Below are 14,424 nucleotides of genomic sequence, written 5' to 3'. Positions count from 1 at the left end.
CACCCCATCCCCCTCCACCAGCTCGGTCGCGCAGGACCAGATGGTGGTCTCGGTCGGGCCGTAGAGGTTCCACAGCCGGACGCCGACGTGGAGCAGTTCTACGGCGACGTCGGCGGGCAGTGCTTCTCCGCCGCACAGCGCGACGAAGTTCGCGGGGCCTCTCCAGCCGGCGTCCAGCAGCATCCGCCAGGTCACCGGGGTGGCCTGCATCGCGGTGGCTCCGGAGCGGGCCAGCAGGCCAGCGAGTTCGGCTCCCGAGGTGGTGTGCTCCCACGGGGCCAACACCGTGCGCATCCCGAGCGTCAGCGGCAGGAACAGCTCCAGCGCGGCGATGTCGAACGAGGGCGTGGTCACTGCCACGAACACGTCGTCGCTGTTCAGGGGCAGTTGCGCGGCCATCGCGGTTAGGAAGTTACCGAGGGCACCGTGCGGCACCATTACCCCCTTGGGCCGGCCGGTCGAGCCCGAGGTGTAGATCAGGTAGGCGAGGTCCTGCGGATCCACGTCGCCGCACCACTCCCGCGCGACGTCGCTGGGCGCGAGGCCGGCCGGCCGGTCCTCCGGCGCCGGCGGCGGCACGAACGTGGCCAGACCCGCCGCGAAGGGCGCGGCCGGGTCCTCCAGTACAACCAGCTTCGGCTCGGCGTCGGCGAGGACGTACCCCAGCCGGTCGTCCGGGTGGTGCGGGTCCAGCGGAAGGTAGGCGGCTCCGCACGCCAGCACCCCGAGCAGGACGGACACCAGGTCCGGGCCGCGCTCCAGGCAAACGGCGACCCGGTCGCCATGCCCCACTCCCTGCCGGCGTAGTGCACGGCGGATCTGCTCGACCCGTTGGCACAGCTCGCGGTAGGTCAGGCTGCCGCTCGCGTGCTCCAGGGCGACAGCCTGCGGGGTGCGGGCGGCCTGCTCAGCCAGCCTCAGCGGCACTAGGAGTGGCTCGGGAACCGCTGTGTGGGTGTCGTTCCACTCGACGGTGATCCGCTCCCGCTCCTCGGACGAGAGCAGGGGCACCTCGTCCACCGGGCAGTCCGGCTCGTACGCCACCGCCGCCAGCGCGGCGAGGAAGTGCTGCTGCAGCCGGCGCACCGTGGCCGCGTCGAACAGCGAGGTGCGGTACTCCAGCATTGCCTGCAGCTGCTCGCCGTCCTGCGTCAGGAAGAGCGACAGGTCGAACTTGGCGCCCTCCGGGTCGTCTTGCAGCGGCGTGAGCGTCGCCTCCCCCAGCCGGATCGGCCCGAGCTCGGCCTCGTGCAGCCCGAACATCACCTGGAAGAGTGGGTTGCGGTCGGGGGTGCGGTGCGGGTGGAGGGCCTCCACCAGCGACTCGAACGGGACCTCGCTGTGGGCGTAGGCGTCCAGGCAGACGGCGCGCAGCCGCTGCAGCAGCTCGCGGACGCTCAGCCCCTCGGTGAGATCGGCGCGGATGACCACCGTATTGGCGAAGAACCCAATCAGCGACTCGAGTTCCGGTAGCGGCCGGTTCGCCACCGGCGTGCCGACGCCGAAGTCCTGTTGGTTCGCGTGCCGGCCCAGCACGACAGTCCAGGCGGCCAGGGTCGCCATGTACAGCGTGACGTCCTCGTCCCGGCACCGCTGCCGCAGGGCCCGGACCAGCTCGCCCGGGACCGGGAAGCGCACCGTGGCACCCTGGAAGTTCTGCACCGCCGGCCGGGGCCGGTCAGTGGGCATCTGCAGGTCAGGGAGTCCCGCCAGCTGCGAGGCCCAGTAGTCACGCTGTTCGGCCAGCCGGTCGCTGCGGGCCTCGGTGCGCACCCACTCGGCGTAGTCGGCGTACTGCAGACGCGGCTGCTCCGGCTCGGTCGGCCCGCCCGCCACGTGGTGCTCATACCGCTCGATGAGCTCACGGACCAGGACCTGCACGGACCAGCCGTCGGAGACAATGTGATGCGTGGTGACGGCGAGAACGTGCTCTGCCGCGCCCAGCCGGAACAGGGTGGCCCGCAGCAGCGGCGCCCGGCCCAGCGAGAAGGGACGCTGGCCCTGCTCGCGGGCTGCCGCCCGGACGGCGTCCTCACGTCGTTCGGCAGGCAGACCGCGCAGGTCGGCGACGCCGAGAACCACCCCTGTGCGAGGCTCGACGATCTGCCGCAACTCCGCGGCCACGCGCTGGAACCGTGTCCGCAGAGTGTGGTGGCGCTGCACCATGTCGTTGAGGGCACGTTGCAACGCCACCCGATCCACCGGTCCGTCGACCCTGCAGGTGCCGTGCAGGTGGTACGCGCGTCCGGCGCCGGGGTCGAGCTGCTGCAGGAACCACAGCCGCTCCTGCGCGTTGGTGGCGCGGGATTCGTACGCCTCGTCGCCGCGGCGGCCAGGGGCCTCGATCGCAGCGGGACGCGCAGGTGCGCTAGTGAACTCGTCCAAGCGGTCGGCGAAGTCTCCCAGCAGGGGGAGCGCGAAGAGCATGCCGAGCGGGATCTCGGTCCCGCGTTCCGCGCGCAGCCGGGCCACCGTCCTGGCGGCGAGGAGGGAGTGGCCGCCCAGATCGAAGAAGTTGTCCCGCAGACCCACCCGCTCCAGCCCGAGCAACTCCTGCCACAACACCGCCACCCGACACTGTGTCTCCGACACCGGCGCCACGAAATCGGCCACCACTGCCGGCCCACCACCCGCATCCGGCAACGCCCCACGGTCCACCTTGCCGTTCGGCGTCAGCGGCAAAGCCGACAACACCACCCAACCCGACGGCACCATGTATTCCGGCAACCGCCCGCGACACCACTGCTGCACCGACGCAACAAACCCCTCACCACCCCCCTCCTCACCGGGCACCACATACGCCACCAACCGAGCCCCCACACCCGAACCCACCACCGACACCACACAGGCACGCACCCCCGCATGCCCCCGCACCACCGCCTCTACCTCACCCAGCTCGATACGGAAACCGCGCACCTTCACCTGATGATCAGCACGCCCCACGAACTCCAAACACCCATCCGACCGCCACCGCACCACATCCCCGGTCCGGTACAACCGCCCCCCACCACCACCGAACACATCGGGCACGAACCTCTCCGCCGTCAACGACGACCGACCCCAGTACCCCCACGCCACACCGGCACCACCGATGAACAACTCCCCACACACACCCACCGGCACCGGAGCCAACCCACCATCCAGCACGAACACCCGCGTATTCGCCACCGGACCACCCACCGACACCCCATCCCCCTCCACCAGGCGGACGAAGGTGGAGTAGGTCGTCGTCTCCGAGGGGCCGTAGAGGTTGTAAACCTCCCGATCCGGAGTGCCGGCCGCGCGGATGCGGGCGACCAGTTCCGGAGCGAGCGCCTCGCCGGCGAGGTTCACCACGCGGACGGTGCGCGGCAGCCCATCGTTGTCGAGCAGTTCCTCCACGGCCGAGGGAACCGTGTTGACCAGCGTCACCAGGTCCCGGGCCGGATGGTCCAGCAGGCTGAGCGCGTTCTCGGCAAGAATGACGGTGCCACCACAGGCGAGCGGCACGAACAGCTCGAAGACAGAGAGGTCGAAGCTGACGGAGGTGGCGGCGAGGACGCCCGAGAGGTCCTCCCTGCGGAACTCCTCCAGCGCCCAGCGCACCAGGTTCACCGCGCTGCGGTGGGCGATGGCCACCCCCTTGGGCCGACCGGTCGAGCCCGACGTGAACAGCACGTAGGCGGCGTCCCCGGAGGTCGGCCCGGGGGAGCCGTCGGCGGACTGCGCGCCGACACCGTCGTAGGCGGTCGCGTCCGCCAGCAGCACGGTCGCCTCAGTGCTTGGCATGTTCGTGCGCAAGGCGTGCGCGGTCAGCACGACGGACGCGCCGGAGTCCGCCAGGATCGCGGTCAGACGGGTGTGCGGGTAGCGGGGGTCCAGCGGCACGTACGCCGCTCCGGTCCGCAGCACCGCCAGCAGGGCCGTGACCAGTTCCGGGCCGCGGTCCAGGAACACCGCCACTCGGTCGCCGCGCCCCACTCCGGCACCGCGCAGCCGGTCGGCCAGGCGGACGGTCCGCTCCTCGAGTTCGGCGTAGGTCAGGACCGTGGTGCCGTGTCGCAGGGCCGGCGCGTGGGGGGTACGGGCCGCCTGCTCGACGACCAGCTGGTGCAGGCAGGTCTCGTCCCCGAAGTCGCGCTCGGTGCGGTTCCACTCCTCCAGGGTGAGCCGGCGTTCCGCCTCGGTCAGGCCGGACAGCCAGGCGATCGGGCCGCCCGGGGCGTCCAGCGCACCGCGCAGCAGCGTGGCGTACCGCTCGCCGACGGCCTGCGCAACGTGCGTATCCACGCGGGAGGGGTCGTACTCGATCCGCCCGCGCAGGGCGTCCGCGTCGGGCGCGAGCACCAGACTCAGGTCGAACTGGCTGTCCACAGCCGGCAGGGGCACCGCGCTGGCGCGGAGCCCGTCGAACTCCAGGGCGGCGTCCGGTGCGTCGACCGCGAAAGCGGTCAGCGAGTTCTGCTGCGCAGCCCGTAGGTTCTGCAGCACGAACATGGTCTGGAACACCGGGGAGCGGCCGATGGTGCGATGTGGCTGCAACTGCTCCACCAGGGTGGGGAAGGGCAGATCCCGGTGATCCAGAGCAGCCCCGAGGGTGTCGGCGGTCTGCGCGACGAGGTCGGCGAAGCTGGGGCCGCCGGTCAGATCGCTGCGAATCGCCACCGAGTTGACTGCGTAGCCGACGAAGTCCGGGGAACCGGTCCATTCGCGCGTGGCCACGGGGGTGCCGACCACCAGATCGTCCTGACCGGTGAGCCGGTGCAACAGCGCGGTGTAGGCCGCCAGCAGCACGGTGAAGACGGTGGTGCCGGACTCCGCCGCGTACCTGCGGACGCGTGCGGCCAGGGCGCCGTCGAGAGCGAAGTTCGCCGTCGCCGCCCGCGAGGCCTCGGGCGTCACGGGCGTCACGGGCGCTGGCAGGCTGAGCTCCGGGAGCGGCGCGGCGAGCTTCTTGCGCCAGTACCGCCAGTCGCGCTCGCGGGAGGGATCGTTGGCGCGGAGCTCCTGCCAGCGGGCGAAGTCGGAGAAGGAGGGGGCGGGCGGCAGCGGGTCGGCGCCGTCCGCACGGGCCGCGCGGTAGCACTCCCGCAACTCCGCGACCAGCACCGACAGCGACCACAGGTCCACCACGAGGTGGTGGGCGGTCAGCACCACGAGGTGGCGGTCAGGAGCCATGCGCAGCAGCCGCACCCGCAGCAGCGGGCCGTGGGCAAGGTCGAACGGCTCGGTGGCAGCCCAGCTCAACTCTGCGGCGAGCGCGTCGGCGGAGAGTCCAGGGGCGTCGCGGACGTCGAAGTCGGGTGCGGCGTCGCCCCGGACCCGGGCCACCGGCTGGTCGCCTTCCAACGGGAAGCAGGTCCGCAGCGCTTCGTGCCGACTGGTCAGCAGGCCGAAGGCGGTGCGCAGCGCCTCGACGTCGAGGGCGCCGTCCAGCCGGACCGCCCGGGCGATCAGATAGGCCGTGCTCTCCGGCTCCAGCTGCTGCAGGAACCACAGGGCCTGCTGGCCCGCAGTCATCGGAGTGCCCGCCCGTCCCTGCTGCGCATTCATGTCCGGCACGGCCGGGGACCCCGTGCGCATCCGGTCCGCGATCTCGGCCGCCAGACTCGCGACGGTCCCGCCGAGCAGCGCGGACACCGGCAGGTCGGTCCCGGTCTCGGTGCGCAGTTCCTGCATCAGCTCGACCGCGCCGAGCGAGTCCACACCGAGCGCGGGCAGCGGAACCTCCACCGCCTCCGACGGGACGGCCGTGCCGGTCCGCAACGCGAGCATCGCCCGGATCCGCTCCTGCAGGGCCTCGCCCACCGACGCGGCCGGCAGCGCGCGCCACGTCTCCGGGGTGCGCTCCCCGGAATCGCCGACCGGGGGCGTTGCCTGGGGAGCAGCACCGAGCCGGGTCAACTCCCCGTCGAGGAACGCGGCCCGGCAGGCCCGGCGCTGCACCTTGCCGCTGGACGTCTTCGGCACTACACCGGCCTCGACCAGCACGACGTCCCGGATGGCGAGGTCGTGCTCGGCCGCGACCGCGCGCTGTACCGCCGTCGCCAGCTCGTCCCAGTCGGCACCGTCGTACCGTCGGTCGACCTCCTGGACGAGGACCACGGCCTCGGTGCCGTCGTCCTGCACTGCGAATGCGGCCGCGCCGCCACGACGCAGCGCCGGGTGGCTGTTTTCCGAGCTCAGTTCAAGGTCCTGCGGGTAGTGGTTGCGCCCGCGGACGATGATCAGATCCTTCCGGCGGCCGGTGACGAAGACCTCGCCCGCGTCCACGAAGGCCAGGTCGCCGGTGCGCAGCCAGGCGGTGGCATCCGCGTCCACGCCGGCCAGGCGGGCCGCGAAGGTGTCACGGTCAGCCTCGCCCGGCTTCCAGTAGCCGGAAGCCACGCTGGGGCCGCTGAGCCACACCTCGCCGACCGTGCCGTCCGGGACCGGCAGCCGGGTCTCCGGGTCGACCACCCGAAGCTGCTGGTCGGGCGCGCCGGTCCCGCAGCCGACCAAGGTACGGCCGTCGGCGGCGGGCACGGCCTTGCCGGTGGCCAGCTCATCGCGCGCGAACTCCCGTACCACCGGGGGCGCGCCGCGTCGGCCGCCCGTGGCGATCAGCGTCGCCTCGGCCAGGCCGTAGCACGGGTAGAAGGAGTCGTGGCGGAAGCCGAACGGTGCGAAGACCTCGGCGAAGCGCTCCAGGGTGGACGGACGGATCGGCTCCGCGCCGCAGAAGGCGACCTGCCAGCGGGACAGGTCGAGCCCGTGGGTGTTCTCCGGCGTGGCGCGGCGCACGCACAGTTCGAACGCGAAGTTGGGCCCGCCGCTGGCGGTGGCCCCGGTCTCCGAGATGGTGCGCAGCCAACGCATGGGGTCGGTGAGGAAGGCCATGGGGGAAAGCAGGGTGACCGGGAAGCCGCCGTGTACCGGACCCAGGACACCGCCGATGAGCCCCATGTCATGGTAGGGGGGCAGCCAGATGACCCCCTTGCTGCGGGCGTCCAGCTCGAAGAAGTCGCCGATGAGCCCGAGGTTGTGGAGCAGGTTGGCGTGGGTGAGGCGTACGCCCCTGGGGTCCGAGGTGGAGCCGGAGGTGTACTGCAGGAAGGCCAGGCTGTCCGGGCCGAGCTCCGGCAGCGTGCTGTGCTCCTGCGTCGGCAGCTCGTCGGTGCTCATCCACTCGATCCGGCCCAGCTCCGGCGCTCGCTGGACGAGCAGGTCGCGGGCCAAGGCGGCGATCCCTGCAGTGGTCAGCACGCAATGCGGTTCGGCGTCACGGGCCACGGCCCGCAGACGCTCCACGCCGCGCTCCCAGCGCTGGAGGTCCGGCGGGTAGACCGGCACGGCGACGACGCCGGCGTACAGGCATCCGAAGAACGCCACCAGGTAGTCCGGGCCCGGGGCGTAGAGCAGCATCGCCCGGTCGCCGCGCTGCACTCCCCCGGCGTGCAGCGCGGCTGCCAGCTGCCGGGCACGTTCGTTCAGCGCCTCGTACGTGACACGGGTCGACTCACCGGTGGCGGGGTCGTCCGGCAGGAAGGTGAACGCCTCGTGAGCGGGCTGCTGATCGGCCCGTTGCCGTAGCAGGTCGGCAAGTGTCTCGGGTGCGTGCGTCAGGCCGTTCGGGATTCGCATGCCGCCCTCTCTCGTCTCCGGAGCCGTGCTGTCATGCGACTCTAGATACACATGACAATGTAGTCAACAAAAATGTCATGCAGGGAGTCGAGCGACCTCGCGGGAGACCAAAAAAGCGACCGGGGCGTGCCCGCTAGGGCACGCCCCGGTCGCGCGGCAGCGCCGCGGATCAGCTCGCGGCGTCGGCTTTGAGTACCGCCTGGATGTCGAGCTGGATCTGCACCTTGTCGCTGAGCATGACGCCCGAGTCCCCGAGCGGCATGTTGAAGGTGATCCCGTAGTCGCTGCGGGTGAGTTCACCGCGGGCCGAGAAACCGGTACGCGTCATGCCCATCGGGTCCTGCAGCACGCCGGCCGCCTCGACGGCCAGCTCCAGCGGGCGGGTGGTGTCACGGATCGTGAGCTCGCCCACCAGGACGGCGCCTCCATTCTCGAATCGGAGGCCCGTCGAACGGAAGTTCATCGCCGGGTACTTATCGGTGTCGAAGAAGTCCGCCGACTTCAGGTGGGTGTCACGATTGGCGTCCCGGGTGTCCACGGACGTCATGTCGACCTCAACCTCCACCGTCGAGGCCTCGATGCCGTCGGCGACCGTGATCTCCCCCTGGAACGCCGTGAACGAGCCACGCACCTTGAACAGGCCTAGGTGCTTCACGGTGAATGACACCTCGGAGTGGGAGGTTTCTATGCTCCAAGTCCCGGCGACCAGACCGGTGGGCACGACGGAAGCGAGCGTCATACTGTTTCTCCCTTGGCTTTAGTGCTGCTGATAGTGCTGGCCGGGCCGGCGGCGCGGCCGCGGGTCAGAGTGAGCGCTGCCACCAGCGCGAGCGCCGGAACCACCAGCCCGGCGAGGTAGCCGACCCGGTAGCTGTGGATAAGGGCCACTGGATCGGCGCTGTCCGGAGCGGGCAGCGCCGAGGCGGCCACGCTGGCCAAGATGGCGAACCCCACCGCGCCGCCGAGCTGCTGAGAGGTGGTCACCAGCCCGGAGGCGAGACCCTGTTCGTCATCGGGCACCCCGTCGGTGGCCGCGATCATCCCGGGGGCGAAGCCCAGTCCCTGCCCGATTCCGAGCAGCATTAGACCGGGCAGTACGGTGGTCCAATAACTGCCGTCGACCGCCATCGCACACAGCGCCAGCAGGCCGGCGCCGGTCAGCACGGCACCGGCCGCGAGCAGGGTGCGGACGCCGAAGGCGGCGACCAGGCGATCAGTCAGACTGGAGACGCCGAGGATCGCCAGCGTCACCGGCGCGAAGGCTAGCCCGGCGACGAACGGTGAATAGTTCAGCACGTGCTGCATGTAGAGGCTGGTGAAGAAGATCGTGGTCAGCGCCGCGGCAGCGTTCAGCACCGAGACCAGGTTGCCGCCGACTAGGCTGCGGTTGCGGAAGATGCCAAACCGGACCAGCGGGTCGTCGTGCCGCCGCTCGCGCCGGACGAACATTGCCAGGAGCACGACCGCGGCCGCGAACGAGACCCCCGCCAACGCGTCCAGGGCATGTTCGGCAGTTCGGCTGATGCCGAAGACCGCCAGCACGGTGCCGAGGGTCAGGGTCACAGCCCCCGCGGTGTCCAGGGCCGCGGTGCGCCGTTCCTCGTCCCGGGGTAGTACGTAGCGGCCGGCCAGCATTGCCAGCACGCCGACCGGCAGGTTGATCAGGAACACCCAACGCCAGCCCCAGGTATCGGTCAGCACGCCGCCGACCAATTGGCCGGCCACCGCGCCGCCAGAGGCCACCGCGCCCCACAACCCCATGACCCGGTTGCGCTTCTCCGGGTCGGCGAAGCTCGTGGTCAGGAGCGACAGCGCCGCCGGGGAGACCATGGCCGCGCCAATACCCTGGACCGCCCGGGCGACGAACAGTTGCCAGTCCTGCTGGGCCAACCCGCAGACTGCCGAACTGAGGGTAAACAATGCAGTACCCGCCAGGAAGAGCCGGCGCCGCCCTAGGATGTCGCAGGCGCGGCCGGACACCACGAGTAGTCCGCCGAAGGTCACCGTGTACGCGGTGCTGGTCCACTGCAGGTCACCGGCTGGAATATGCAGGCCCTGCTGGATCTGCGGATTCGCGACGCTGACCACGGCCACGTCCAGGATCAGCATGAATTGCACGGCCAGCAGCACCGCCGCGACCGCCCTGCCCCTGACAGCGGGAGCTTCGCTCATCAACACCGGGGCCTCCATCGTGAGTTGACTCAAGTGCACAGTATGGCCGTGACTGGAGAATCACAAGGGAAGACGATTAAATTGACAACAGCCTCGAACAGACATGACAGTTCTTGTCTGTCACGGTGTAATGTAACGTCCCGTTGCCTCGTGGCATCTCCCTCTCCCGGACTGATGGGAATGACCCATGACCATTCACAGTTCCGCCTCCTTCCACGACCTCGACGAACCGTGGCTCAGGATCGGCGAACACGCCTTCCGGTCCCGGCTGATCGTCGGCATCGAGCAGTACGACTCGGTGCAGGTGGTTCGTGACGTGCTCACAGTCACCGGAGCCGATGTCTTCATCACCACGGTCGACCCCGACAACCGCCGCAGCAGCCTGCTGCTCTCCGACCTCGACGACGTGCTCGATCTCGACCGTTTTGTCTGGATAGGCACGACCTCGTTCTCCCGCTCCAAGGACAGCGCGCTGCGAACGGCAGGGATCCTGCGTGACTCGCTGGGCATCGGCATCCTGAAGCTGGACGTGCGGGGCGAGGACAACGTGCCGGACAACCGGCAGACAGTGGAGGCAGCTCACGAACTGAGGGTGAAGGGCTGGGAGTTGATGCCGTTCATCCTGCCCGACCTGAAGACCGCCATGGCACTCGAAGAGGCTGGGTGTGCCGCGCTGCGCGTTATGGCATCACCCGTGGCGTCAGGCCGCGGCATCGTCGATCCGGGGCCCATCCAGGAGATCATCGACGCGGTGAACGTTCCGGTCATCGTCGAAGGCGGACTCGGCAGCGCCAAGCATGTGGCCCTCGCGATGGAAATGGGTGCCGCCGCCACGTTGGTTAACACCGCCTTGGTGCAGGCCAAGGAGCCGATGAAGATGGCCCTCGCCATGCGGCACGCGACCACCGCCGGGCAGCTCGCGTACGAGTCAGGGCCGATGCCCGAGGCACTCGTCGCCTGAGACACCTGCCAAAAGACATACGCCTGGAGGGCCTCGGGCAGGCGCGCACCGAAGTAGGGGGTCGCACCAGCCGGCCGTGAACTCCGGGATTCGGTCGGCAGGCGAATGGATGACCTTGATGCTGATCCGCTGTGCAGGCAGCCCCACCACCGGAGCCGGTCCGTGAGTGCCAGCCCCCTGAGCGTGCTCGCACGTGTCACCGTGTCGGACAACCCATGGAAGGGAATTCCAGCGTTCCTCGCCGGGGCCAGCGCTTTGGCCGGCATCGGGCTGGCAGCAGGCGGAACGGCCGGAGTGTTACTGGCCACGGAACTGGCCGGCACGGCTTCCGTGGCCGGCCTTCCGGTGGCCCTGCACCTGACCGGCTCGGCCCTGGGCGCGATCCTGGTGTCGCACCAGGCCGCCCGCGGCCACCGAGGACGCGGCCTGGCTCTCGGGCTGTTGCTGGGCGCCGTGGGCGCCGCGATCGTGGTGCTCGCCGCGTATCAGGGCAACTTACTGGTGATGCTCGTAGGTAGCACGCTGCTTGGGACCGCCAATGCGTCCATCTTTCTGATCCGCTACGCGGCAGCCCAGGCGGTCGCGGAGGGCAGCCAGGGAAGAGCGCTCGGCGTGGTGTTCTTCGCCACCGCGTTCGGCGCGGTGGCAAGCCCGCTGTTGCTCGGCCCCAGCAGCTCGGCCGCGCAGGCAGTGGGACTGCCGGGGCTCTCCGGCCTGTACCTGGTCGCCTTGGGCGCGTTCAGCTGTTCCGCCCTGCTCCTGGCCGCGGGATCGACGCCGCGAATACCCTTTCTGGGCCGCGCCGCGCGCGTACTGACCCCTGGCATACGGGAGATCCGGAGCGGAGTCCGACTCTCGGCCGCGCTGCGCGAGTCGGCCACCTTGGTCGCTCTGAGCGCGCTGGCAGGGGCCAACTTCGTCATGGTCGGCATCATGACGATCACGCCAGTACACCTCACCCAACACGGTGCCGGGCACGGCGCCGTCGGGCTCCTGGTTGCCCTGCACGTCGTGGGGATGTTCGCCCCGGCTCCCCTCACCGGTCGGCTGGCCGACCGACACGGGCCTGTACGGGTAGTGCTCGCCGGGGCCGTTGTCTCCCTGGCGGCCTGTGTTCTGGGAGCCTTCAGCGAAGGCCACGCGACACCGCTGACGACCGCCCATCTAGTGCTGGCAGGACTTGGCTGGAACGCCGGAGTAGTCGGTGCCAGCACATTGTTGACCAGCTCGGTCCCGGATACGCTGCGCTCTCGTGTCGAGGGAATCGGTGAAGCGACGATGGGAACGGCCGCCGTGGTGATCGCCCCCCTCGCCGCCGTGCTTCCCGACGCATGGGACTACTCCGTGCTGGGCCTGTGCGCCGCGGCGCTGACCTTGCTCGCGCTCGTCGAGGCACGCCGCGTCCAAAACTGACGCACGTGCTCGCCGAGCGTCCCCAGGCCGCCGAGGCACAAACCGTAGCCCCGAGTGGCCCCCCATCGCCCGTCTGACATCCGGACTCGCCCGGCACTGATCTCCCACCGGCTTGCCGAGCGACCGCCCCCCATATCCCCTATCCCCGCCCCCGTGGGGCTCGCGCCGCGAACTGGAGCATCTGACATGAAGATACTGACCTGCAGCAACAGCTGCCCGCGTTGGGAAGGCGGGCAGCTCAATCCGCGCTCGCCTGGTGGTCTCGTGCCCATGCTGATCGAATTGCTCAACAAACACGGCGGGGAGTGGATCTTCACGGCACCTCCGGGCGTCGAATTGGCCGATTCGGTCACCCTAGACGGCGATATCGTGCTGCACCCCGTGGGACTGGACGAGGAGCTGCGCCGCCGCCATTACGACACGGTGTCGATCCAACTGCTGCTCGGCCTCCTGCACTACATGCACGACACGTCGAGCGAGCCCGTCTTCGACAGTGCGCTGAGCGACGCCTGGACGGGGTACGAGACCGTGAACCGGCTGTACGCGAAACGGCTCACGGAACGGTCCGCCAACAACGCGGACGAGCTGATCCTGCTCAACGACCCGCACCTCATGCTGGTCCCCGAGTTCCTGGCCTCCCAGCAGGCGGCCAGGAAAAGCAAGCTCACCTACTTCCTGGGCACCCCATGGTGCGAGCCGGACTACTTCACCGTCCTGCCGGGGCACATCCGTACCCGGATCCTGGAATCCCTGCTCATGTGCGATGTCGTCGGGTTCCACGCCAGGCGCTGGTCGGAAGCCTTCCTCGCCTGCTGCGCCAGGTTCCTGCCGGGGGCCACGATCGACGGCAACAGCGTCACCCACCGCGGGCACACCACCCACCTGGTCTCCGTGCCGTTTCCCCTGGACGTCGACGTACTGGATGCGATGGTGGGCGAGCCCGCAACCGCGGACTGGACGGAGCGGCTGGCAGGCATGGCGGCCGGTCGACGCGTGATGGTACGGGCCGACCGGATCGACCTGTGGAAGAACATGCCCCGCGGCTTCGCCGCCTACGAAGCCGCCCTGGAGCGCAGCCCGCGGCTGGCGGAGGAGTGCTGGTTCGTCGCCGTCGCCACACCGCCCAGCCGCGCCGCAGGACGGCACGCGGCTTATCAACTAGCCACCGAAGAGGCAGTCCGTCGCATCAACGAGCGCTTTGGTACGCCGGACCGGGATGCGGCCACACTCATCCAGCCCGGCAAAGGGCGTGACTCCCGGAACTGCGTTGTCGCCGCGCTGCTGATGAGTACCGCCGCGGTCGTCAACTCCACGTACGACGGCCTCAATCTGTTCGCGAAGGAGGCCGCGTACCTCCTTGACGACAATGCCTCGCTGCTGCTGTCTGCCAACGCGGGCGTGCATGAACAACTCGGCACTCTCGCATGCACCCTCGACCCGTTCGACATCGACCAGACCAGTCGCGCGATGGAGGAAGCTCTGCGGGCAGGCACCGAGTCCGGGAGCGGCAGCGCCGGCGAACGGCACGCGCTCCTGCGATCGGAGAACGCTGAGCGGTGGCTCGAGGCGGTCTTCCGCCTGTGACAGCGCGTGCAGCGGCGCGTACGTGATACCGAAACGGAGACCGGATTGTGAGGTTCCCTCGTACCGTGGAGGCCGTGACTGCAGGGGAAGTTGAGTCATGGCAGCACCGATGCGTCGGAAGTACGATCCTGAGTTTCGTGAGGGCGCGGTACGGATCGTGACGGAGACGGGGAAGCCGATCGCGCAGGTCGCCAGGGATCTGGGCGTCGGTGAAGGGGCCTTGGGGACGTGGATGTCCAGAGCCAGGAAGGCGTCGGCAACGGCCTCTGGTTCGGGCTCGCTGAGCGAGTCCGAGCGGGAGGAACTGCAGCGTTTGCGTAGGCAGGACGCCGAGAAGCTGAAGCGTCAAGGGGGGTGTGTGTCAACTTAACGGCTGATCTTGGTTGTTGGTGTTGTCAGTGGTCGGTGGGGGTGAGGCGGCCGTCGAAGGCGATCTGGAAGGTGTTCAGCGGGGCCTTCCAGCGCATGGTCCACTTCTTGCGGCCCTTGCCGGTCGGGTCCAGCGACATGAGGGCCATGTAGACACACTTCATCGCGGCGACCTCGTTGGGGAAGTGTCCGAGTGCACGGACAGCCTTGCGTATCCGCGCGTTCACGGACTCGATCGCGTTCGTGCTGCAGATGACCTTGCGGATCTCGACGTCGAAGGACAGGAAGGGAACGAACTCCGCCCAGGCCCGCTCCCAGAGGAC

At 69.6% G+C, this 14,424-nt stretch carries 8 protein-coding genes; 4 read left to right on the top strand and 4 right to left on the bottom strand.

The features are described from left to right. The 3 genes from J7E89_RS34055 to J7E89_RS34045 all read right to left on the bottom strand — a co-directional run. Positions 1 to 7,602, bottom strand: a 7,602-nt coding sequence (locus J7E89_RS34055) for a non-ribosomal peptide synthetase (protein ID WP_214979268.1), incomplete at its 3' end; no start/stop codon positions are given. 169 nt (positions 7,603 to 7,771) lie between these two features. Then, positions 7,772 to 8,341 carry a YceI family protein gene (locus J7E89_RS34050; RefSeq protein ID WP_214979266.1) on the bottom strand — a complete coding sequence of 190 codons (570 nt, stop codon included), beginning with the start codon at positions 8,339 to 8,341 and terminating at the stop codon, positions 7,772 to 7,774. Next, positions 8,338 to 9,807: an MFS transporter gene (locus tag J7E89_RS34045; RefSeq protein WP_214979264.1), complete on the bottom strand. Its 1,470-nt coding sequence runs from the start codon at positions 9,805 to 9,807 to the stop codon at positions 8,338 to 8,340. The genes J7E89_RS34050 and J7E89_RS34045 overlap by 4 nt, the downstream gene beginning before the upstream one ends. A gap of 154 nt (positions 9,808 to 9,961) precedes the next feature. Here J7E89_RS34045 and J7E89_RS34040 point away from each other — a divergent pair, with 154 nt between their 5' ends. The 4 genes from J7E89_RS34040 (at position 9,962) to J7E89_RS34025 (ending at position 14,102) form a co-directional block, all read left to right on the top strand. Then, positions 9,962 to 10,735 (top strand): thiamine biosynthesis protein ThiG, encoded by a 774-nt coding sequence (locus tag J7E89_RS34040; protein ID WP_214979262.1) that lies wholly within the window; start codon positions 9,962 to 9,964, stop codon positions 10,733 to 10,735. A 162-nt stretch (positions 10,736 to 10,897) separates the two neighbouring features. Beyond that, positions 10,898 to 12,148, top strand: coding sequence for an MFS transporter (locus tag J7E89_RS42180; protein ID WP_214979260.1), 1,251 nt, complete (start codon positions 10,898 to 10,900; stop codon positions 12,146 to 12,148). Positions 12,149 to 12,334: 186 nt separating this feature from the next. Further along, positions 12,335 to 13,732, top strand: coding sequence for a trehalose-6-phosphate synthase (locus J7E89_RS34030; RefSeq protein ID WP_214979258.1), 1,398 nt, complete (start codon positions 12,335 to 12,337; stop codon positions 13,730 to 13,732). Positions 13,733 to 13,829: 97 nt separating this feature from the next. Further along, entirely contained in the window at positions 13,830 to 14,102 is a 273-nt protein-coding gene (locus J7E89_RS34025) for a transposase (protein ID WP_308315691.1), read from the top strand. A 25-nt stretch (positions 14,103 to 14,127) separates the two neighbouring features. Here J7E89_RS34025 and J7E89_RS34020 read toward each other — a convergent pair. After that, a partial coding sequence (locus tag J7E89_RS34020) for a transposase (RefSeq protein WP_214979256.1) occupies positions 14,128 to 14,424 on the bottom strand: 297 nt, incomplete at its 5' end.

Source organism: Streptomyces sp. ISL-100 (genome assembly GCF_018614615.1).
Classification (GTDB): Bacteria; Actinomycetota; Actinomycetes; order Streptomycetales; family Streptomycetaceae; genus Streptomyces.
This window is presented reverse-complemented; position numbering and strand designations above follow the sequence as displayed.

Bases quoted from the DNA above. Each gene is read 5' to 3' on its own strand.
- J7E89_RS34050 (WP_214979266.1), bottom strand. From the start codon at position 8,341: ATGACGCTCGCTTCCGTCGTGCCCACCGGTCTGGTCGCCGGGACTTGG.
- J7E89_RS34040 (WP_214979262.1), top strand. From the start codon at position 9,962: ATGACCATTCACAGTTCCGCCTCCTTCCACGACCTCGACGAACCGTGG.
- J7E89_RS34030 (WP_214979258.1), top strand. From the start codon at position 12,335: ATGAAGATACTGACCTGCAGCAACAGCTGCCCGCGTTGGGAAGGCGGG.
- J7E89_RS34025 (WP_308315691.1), top strand. From the start codon at position 13,830: ATGGCAGCACCGATGCGTCGGAAGTACGATCCTGAGTTTCGTGAGGGC.